6 protein-coding genes are annotated in these 7,108 nt (G+C 72.5%); 3 read left to right on the top strand and 3 right to left on the bottom strand.

Annotated features, from left to right (window positions below; translation table 11 throughout):
• The first annotated feature begins 226 nt into the window (after positions 1–226).
• From cysK to QZ433_RS12100, 3 genes are read left to right on the top strand one after another with little or no spacing between them, the layout of a single operon-like run.
• Positions 227–1,165 carry a cysteine synthase A gene (cysK, locus tag QZ433_RS12110; RefSeq protein WP_295783799.1) on the top strand — a complete coding sequence of 313 codons (939 nt, stop codon included), beginning with the start codon at positions 227–229 and terminating at the stop codon, positions 1,163–1,165.
• Between the two features lies 1 nt (position 1,166).
• On the top strand, positions 1,167–1,736 hold the full coding sequence (gene epsC, locus QZ433_RS12105; protein WP_295783794.1) for a serine O-acetyltransferase EpsC: 570 nt from the start codon (positions 1,167–1,169) through the stop codon (positions 1,734–1,736).
• A 21-nt stretch (positions 1,737–1,757) separates the two neighbouring features.
• Positions 1,758–3,158, top strand: coding sequence for an amidase (locus tag QZ433_RS12100; protein WP_295783791.1), 1,401 nt, complete (start codon positions 1,758–1,760; stop codon positions 3,156–3,158).
• A gap of 131 nt (positions 3,159–3,289) precedes the next feature.
• Here QZ433_RS12100 and QZ433_RS12095 read toward each other — a convergent pair whose 3' ends face one another.
• Genes QZ433_RS12095 through rho form a run of 3 tightly spaced genes read right to left on the bottom strand, consistent with a single transcriptional unit; the run spans position 3,290 to position 7,060 of the window.
• Positions 3,290–3,883, bottom strand: coding sequence for a GrpB family protein (locus tag QZ433_RS12095; protein ID WP_295783788.1), 594 nt, complete (start codon positions 3,881–3,883; stop codon positions 3,290–3,292).
• 9 nt (positions 3,884–3,892) lie between these two features.
• Positions 3,893–4,969, bottom strand: a complete 1,077-nt coding sequence (prfA, locus tag QZ433_RS12090; RefSeq protein ID WP_295783785.1) for a peptide chain release factor 1 — start codon at positions 4,967–4,969, stop codon at positions 3,893–3,895.
• Between the two features lie 30 nt (positions 4,970–4,999).
• Positions 5,000–7,060 carry a transcription termination factor Rho gene (gene rho / locus QZ433_RS12085; protein WP_295783800.1) on the bottom strand — a complete coding sequence of 687 codons (2,061 nt, stop codon included), beginning with the start codon at positions 7,058–7,060 and terminating at the stop codon, positions 5,000–5,002.
• Positions 7,061–7,108 lie beyond the last annotated feature (48 nt).

The raw sequence follows: 7,108 nt of genomic DNA, 5'->3' as shown, positions 1-7,108 counted from the left end.
CGACGAGCAGCTCGGCGTCGACCCGCGGGTCGACGACGCCCGCGGCGGCGAGGCGGGCGGCGGTGTCGCGCAGGGTCCGATCGACCGAGACGGCCGCGGGGGCGGGGGGCGAGATGGGGTCCGTCATGACGGGGACCCAGCCTAGTCGCGCCGCGTAATACGGCCGGTGCGTCAGGGGGGCTCGCCTAAAATGAGGGCGTCCCCGACCGACGGCGAAAGGCGAGCCATGCCCGGCATCCACTCCGACATCACCTCTGCATTCGGCGGTACCCCGCTCGTGCGGCTGAACCGCGTCGCGGAGGGCGCCGGGGGCCAGATCCTCGCCAAGCTCGAGTTCTATAACCCCGCCTCCAGCGTCAAGGACCGTCTGGGGATCGCGATCGTCGATGCCGCCGAGGCGTCGGGCGAACTCAAGCCCGGGGGCACGCTCGTGGAGTCGACCAGTGGCAACACCGGCATCGCGCTCGCGATGGTCGGCGCGGCGCGCGGGTACAAAGTCATCCTGACCATGCCGGCCTCGATGTCGAAGGAGCGCCGCATCCTGCTCAAGGCGTTCGGCGCCGAGCTCGTGCTGACCGATCCCACCAAGGGCATGTCGCACGCGGTCGACGAGGCCAAGCGCATCGTCGCCGAGACCCCCGGCGCCGTGTGGGCGCGCCAGTTCGAGAACGAGGCGAACCCCGCCATCCACCGCAAGACCACCGCCGAGGAGATCCTGAGCGACACCGACGGCAATGTCGACTACTTCGTCGCCGGCATCGGCACGGGCGGAACGATCACGGGCGTCGGCCAGGTGCTCAAGGAGCGCGTCCCCGGGGTCAAGGTCATCGCCGTCGAGCCCGCCGACTCCCCCGTGCTGACCAAGGGCCACCCCGGCCCCCACAAGATCCAGGGCATCGGCCCCAACTTCGTCCCCGCGATCCTCGACCGCGACATCATCGACGAGGTCATCGACGTCGAGTTCGACGACGCGATCCGTCTCGCGCGCGAGACCGCCGCGAAAGACGGCATCCTGGTCGGCATGTCGTCGGGAGCAGCCATCTGGGCCGCTCTCGAGATCGCGCGACGCCCCGAAGCGGCGGGCAAGAACATCGTCGTCATCATCCCCTCGTACGGCGAGCGCTATCTCTCCACCGCCCTCTACGAGCACCTGCGCGAAGACTGACGTGGGGGCCCTCTCGCGGATCCGCGAAGACATCGCCTCCGCCAAGCTCCGCGACCCCGCCGCGCGCGGGGCTGTCGAGATCGCCCTGCTGTACCCGGGGCTGCACGCCGTGTGGTCCTACCGTGTCGCGCACCGGCTCTGGCAACGGGGCCTGCGCTTCCCGGCGCGGGCGCTCTCGCAGGTGACGCGCTGGCTGACGGGCATCGAGATCCACCCCGGCGCGACCATCGGCCGTCGCTTCTTCATCGACCACGGCATGGGGGTCGTCGTGGGAGAGACGGCCGAGGTCGGCGACGACGTCATGCTCTACCACGGCGTCACGCTCGGCGGTCGTCAGCGCGAGGGCGGCAAGCGCCACCCGACCCTGCACGACGGGGTCGCCGTGGGCGCGGGGGCCAAGATCCTCGGCCCGATCACGCTCGGCGCACGATCGGTCGTCGGGGCGAATGCGGTGGTCACGCGCGACGCCCCGGCCGACAGTGTGCTGGTGGGGGTGCCGGCGAAGGCGCGCACGCGGCGCAGCGGAGAAGACACCCGTGCCCTGCTGACCACACCCGAGTACTGGATCTGACGAGCGTCCTAGGCTCGAGGGATGCCGCGCTTGCACGAACTCTCGCTCGCCGCCCAGATGACGGCGCTGCGAGCGGGTGAGTTCTCGCCCGCCGACCTGACGATCGCGTACCTCGACCGCATCGACCGGATCGACGGCCTCGGCGCGTTCGCGGAGGTGACGAGGGAGGCCGCGATCACCCGCGCGCGCGCACTCCCCCGTCCCGCGTGCGGTGCGCTCTGGGGCGTTCCCCTGGCCGACAAGGACCTCGTGGCGCGTGCGGGGGTGCCCACCCGCTACGGGTCGCGATCTCGGATGGATCACGTGCCCACGGCATCCGATCCCCTCGCCCGGGCGCTGGACGACGCCGGCGCCGTCAACGTCGGCAAGACGAGCACCTCGGAATTCGGGCTGACCGGGTTCACCGAGCCGCTCATCCACGCCCCCGCCCGCGATCCGTGGCGTCCCTCGGCGGGGGCCGGCGGTTCGAGCGGAGGGGCGGCGGTCGCGGTCGCCGCGGGCCGGCTGCCCGCGGCGGTCGGCTCGGACGGCGGGGGGTCGATCCGCATCCCGTCGGCCACCGTGGGCGTGGTGGGGCTCAAGCCCTCGCGCGGGCGACTGCCGATCGGCTCGGGGCTGGACTCCCCCGACCAGCTGTCGGTGACCGGGCCGATCGCCCGGACCGTGGAGGACGCCGCCCTGCTGCTCGACGCCCTCGTCGGCCTCGCACCGTTCCCGTACGCCACGGGTGCACCCGGGTCGGGCCCGTTCGTCGACGCCGCGCGGCGCGATCCCGGTCCCCTGCGCGTCGGCATCACCACGGTGTCGCCCTGGGACGACAGCGAAGACATCGTCCTGGATGCCGCCGCCCGCGACGCGTTCTCGACGGCGGCGGCGTGGTTCACGGATGCCGGGCACGACGTGACGGATGCCGATTGGCATCCGGTCGGATACCCCGATCTCTTCCAGGTGCTCTGGCGCGCGAGCGCGGCGCGCATCCCCCTCGACGAAGCGGACGCCGCCCTGGTCGAGCCGTTGACGGCGTGGTTGGTCGAGGAAGGACGCCGCCTGTCGGCGGTCGAGCTGCTCGGCGGCCTCGCCGCCGCCCGCGCCTTCGAGAGGCGGACCGTGGCGGACTTCTCTCGCTTCGACGCCGTCCTCACGCCCGCCCTCGCGCAACCGCCGCAGCCCGTCGGCGCGTACGCGGGTCACAGCCCCGAGCGCACCTTCGCGATGCAGGTGGAGTACGCGCCCTACTCGAGTTTCGTCAACGTCGCGGGACTGCCCGCTCTGACCCTGCCGGTGACCGCCGACCCGACCGGCCACCCGGTGTCGGTGCAGCTCGTCGGGCGGCCCGGCGGCGAAGCCGTGCTGCTCTCGCTCGCCGCGCAGCTCGAGAACCGCCGCGGCCCGCTCCCCCACCCGCCCGCGTGGGACGCCTGACCGCACGCAGCGACACGACGCAGGACATTCCGCCGAAGAACGGCCCGCGAGCCCCGTCCAGGGTTCGGAGGATCGGGGGATCCTGCGTTGTGGCCCCGGCCCGCCCGGCGCGACGTCGAGCGACGGCCCCGTCAGGGAAGCAGGCCGGCCGCAGCGAACGCGCGCGCGTAGATCTCGCGGACGACGCGCTCCTTTCGGGCGTTGTAGGCGCTCATCAGGCCGTCGGCGGCGACGGCGCGCTTCGTCTCGGCGTAGAGCTCGCGGTCTGCCGCATCGGCGCGCAGCCAATCGCGGAAGATCCGGTGCCGCGCCGCTTCGGGGCTGTCCGGGGGCCAGACGTGCAGGTTCGCGGCGGGCGCGGTGCGCACGAGGCAGCGGTGTCCGAGCCACCAGGGCTCCCGCACCCGCAGCACGAAGCCGAGGTTCTCCAGCGCGGGAACGTACGACGCCTCGTCGTCCGTGTCGCCGACGGTGAGGTCGATGTCGATCACCGGTTTGGCGGCGAGACCGGGCACCGACGTCGAGCCGACGTGCTCGATCGAGAGGGCGCGTTCGCCGAGGACCCCGCGGATCTGCGCGCGGAGCGTGTCGAAGACCTCCGGCCACGCGGCATCCGGATCCACCACCTCGATACGCCGAGGCTGCTCCGCCGTACCGACCCAGGGCGACATCCCGGGCGGCGGGGGCGTGTCGTCGAACGCGACGATCTCGGCGGCGGTGGGCATCACCCGATCCTAGGAGTCGGCGAGAGCGGCGAGTCGCGCCTCCTCGTCGGCGGCGATCGCGGACTCGATGATCGGGCCGAGGGCGCCGTCCATCACCTGGTCCAGGTTGTAGGCCTTGTAGCCGGTGCGGTGATCGGCGATGCGGTTCTCGGGGAAGTTGTACGTGCGGATCCGCTCCGACCGGTCCATGCCGCGGATCTGCGAGCGGCGCGCGTCGGCCGCGACGGCGTCGCGCTCCTCCTGCTGCTTGGCGAGCAGGCGCGCGCGCAGCACGCGCATTCCGGCCTCGCGGTTCTGCAGCTGGGACTTCTCGTTCTGCATCGACACGACTATGCCGGTGGGCGCGTGCGTGATGCGCACGGCCGAGTCGGTCGTGTTGACGGACTGACCGCCCGGTCCCGAGGAGCGGAACACGTCGATCTTGAGGTCGTTCGGGTCGATCGCGACCTCTTCGGGCTCGTCGACCTCGGGGAACACGAGCACGCCCGTCGTGGAGGTGTGGATGCGCCCCTGCGACTCGGTCGCTGGCACGCGCTGCACGCGGTGCACGCCGCCCTCGTACTTCAGGTGGGCCCACACGCCCTGGGCCGGGTCGCTCGAGGACCCCTTGATCGCGACCTGCACGTCCTTGTAGCCGCCGAGGTCGCTCTCGGTGCGCTCGAGCAGCTCGGTCTTCCACCCCATGGACGCCGCGTACTGGAGGTACATGCGCAGCAGGTCGGCCGCGAACAGCGCGCTCTCGGCACCGCCCTCGCCGCCCTTGATCTCCATGATCACGTCGCGCGCGTCGTCGGGGTCGCGCGGGATGAGCAGGCGTCGCAGACGCTCCTGCGTCTCGTCCACCCGCTCTTCGAGCGCCGGGACCTCGTCGGCGAAGGCCTCGTCTTCGCGCGCGAGTTCGCGCGCGGCATCCAGATCGTCGGATGCCGCGCGCCAGGCCGCGTGGGCGTGCACGATGCGGCTCAGCTCGGCGTAGCGCCGGTTCACCCTCTTGGCACGCGCCGCGTCGGCGTGCACCGCGGGGTCGTTCAGCTCGAGTTCGACGGCCGCGTGCTCATCGAGGAGCCCGCGGACCGACTCGAACATCGCCGGGACCGACATCGCGAGCGCCGCCGATCAGCGGATGCTGTTGTCGTCACCGCCGCGCGCGGGCGCCGGGATCGACTTCTGCATCTGCACGAGGAACTCGACGTTGGACTGCGTCTCCTTCAGCTTGCCGAGCACGACCTCGAGGGCCTGCTGGGGCTCGAGACCGGCGAGGGCACGACGCAGCTTCCAGGTGATCTTGACCTCGTCGTTCGAGAGCAGCATCTCTTCGCGACGGGTGCTCGACGCGTTGACGTCGACGGCCGGGAAGATGCGCTTGTCGGCGAGCTGACGGTTCAGGCGCAGCTCGCTGTTGCCCGTGCCCTTGAACTCCTCGAAGATCACGTCGTCCATCTTGGACCCGGTCTCGACCAGCGCGGTGGCGAGGATCGTGAGCGATCCGCCGTTCTCGATGTTGCGCGCGGCACCGAAGAAGCGCTTGGGCGGGTACAGCGCCGACGCGTCGACGCCGCCGCTCAGGACGCGGCCCGAGGTGGGGGCGGCGAGGTTGTAGGCGCGGCCGAGGCGGGTGATGGAGTCCAGCAGCACGACGACGTCGCGACCGAGCTCGACGAGGCGCTTCGCGCGCTCGATCGCCAGCTCGGCGACCGTGGTGTGGTCTTCGGCGGGACGGTCGAAGGTAGAGGCGATGACCTCGCCGCGCACGGTGCGCTGCATGTCGGTGACCTCTTCGGGGCGCTCGTCGACGAGCACGACCATGAGGTGGACCTCGGGGTTGTTCGTCGCGATCGCGTTGGCGATCTGCTGCAGCACAATCGTCTTGCCGGCCTTCGGGGGCGCGACGATCAGGCCGCGCTGGCCCTTGCCGACCGGGGCGACCAGATCGATGATGCGCTGCGTCAGCTTTTCGGGACCGGTCTCCAGGCGCAGGCGCTCCTGCGGGTACAGCGGCGTGAGGTTGGTGAACTCGACACGGGATGCCGCATCCTCGACCGACAGACCGTTGATGGAGTCGACCTGCACGAGCGCGTTGTACTTCTGGCGCCCCTGCTGCTCGCCCTCGCGGGGCTGCTTGATCGCGCCGACGACCGCATCGCCCTTGCGCAGGTTGTACTTCTTGACCTGACCGAGCGAGACGTAGACGTCGCTCGGGCCGGGCAGGTACCCGGTGGTGCGCACGAAGGCGTAGTTGTCGAGGACGTCGAGCACACCCGCGATCGGGACGAGGACGTCGTCCTCGCCGATCTCGGTCTCGAACTCGTCGCCCGTCGTGGTCTGACCGCGGCGCTTGTTGCGCTGACGATTGCGGCTGTTCGCCGGGCCCTGCTGCTGCTGGGCCTGCTGACCGCCCTGCTGCGCGTTGTCACGCGGGGCGTTCTGCTGCTGACCCCCGCCCTGCTGCGCGGCCTCGCGCGGGGCGTTCTGCTCGCCCTCCTCGGCGGCGGCGTTGGCCGCGGCGGAGTCGGTCTTGTCGGCGGCGTCCGCCTTGTTGCGGTTGCGGTTGCGCGACCGGCTGCGACCGCGACCGCGCGCCGGGGTCTCGTCGGCCTGTTCGGCCGTGTCGGTCGACGCGGCGGAGGTGTCGTCGGCCGGGGCCTCGGGCGCGTCGCCGGTCTCGGCGGCGTCGGCGGGGACGGCGTCCGTCGATGCGGCGTCCGCGTCGGCGGCGACGTCCGCGGCCGTGGTCTCGGGCGTGGTCGACGCCGCGGCCTCGGCGGCGGGATCGACCGTCTCCGTGGCGGCTTCGTCCGCGGCGGCGGCCTCAGCGGCGACGGCCTCGGCAGCGGCGGCCTCAGCGGCGGCGGCCTCGGCGGCGGCCTTCTCTTCGGCGGTGGCGCTCTTGGCGCGGCGCGGGGCGCGCTTGCGCGGTGCGCGGGCGGGCTTCTCGGCCGGGGCGGGCTCCTCGGCGGGGGCTGCGGCGGCGGCCGGGGTCTCAGTCGCATCGGCGGCCGGGGTCTCGGTCGCATCAGCCGCCGGAGCGTCGGCGGCGGGCGCGGCCTCGGCGGCGGGCGCGTCCTCAGCAGCGGGCGCGTCCTCAGCAGCGGGCGCGACCTCGGCGGGCGCGGCCTCGGCGACCGGCGTCTCGGCGTCGGCGGACGCCTCGGTCGCGAGCGCGTCGTCGGTGAACAGGGGTTCGGGCTGCGCCTCGGCGGCGGCCTGCTCGATCTCGGGGGCGTC

It is taken from the genome of uncultured Microbacterium sp. (assembly GCF_913776565.1).
Taxonomy (GTDB): Bacteria; Actinomycetota; Actinomycetes; order Actinomycetales; family Microbacteriaceae; genus Microbacterium.
Note: the sequence above shows the minus strand (reverse complement) of the source record. Positions and strands in the feature narration are given on the sequence as shown.

Bases quoted from the DNA above. Each gene is read 5' to 3' on its own strand.
- cysK (WP_295783799.1), top strand. From the start codon at position 227: ATGCCCGGCATCCACTCCGACATCACCTCTGCATTCGGCGGTACCCCG.
- QZ433_RS12100 (WP_295783791.1), top strand. From the start codon at position 1,758: ATGCCGCGCTTGCACGAACTCTCGCTCGCCGCCCAGATGACGGCGCTG.
- QZ433_RS12095 (WP_295783788.1), bottom strand. From the start codon at position 3,883: ATGCCCACCGCCGCCGAGATCGTCGCGTTCGACGACACGCCCCCGCCG.
- prfA (WP_295783785.1), bottom strand. From the start codon at position 4,969: ATGTTCGAGTCGGTCCGCGGGCTCCTCGATGAGCACGCGGCCGTCGAA.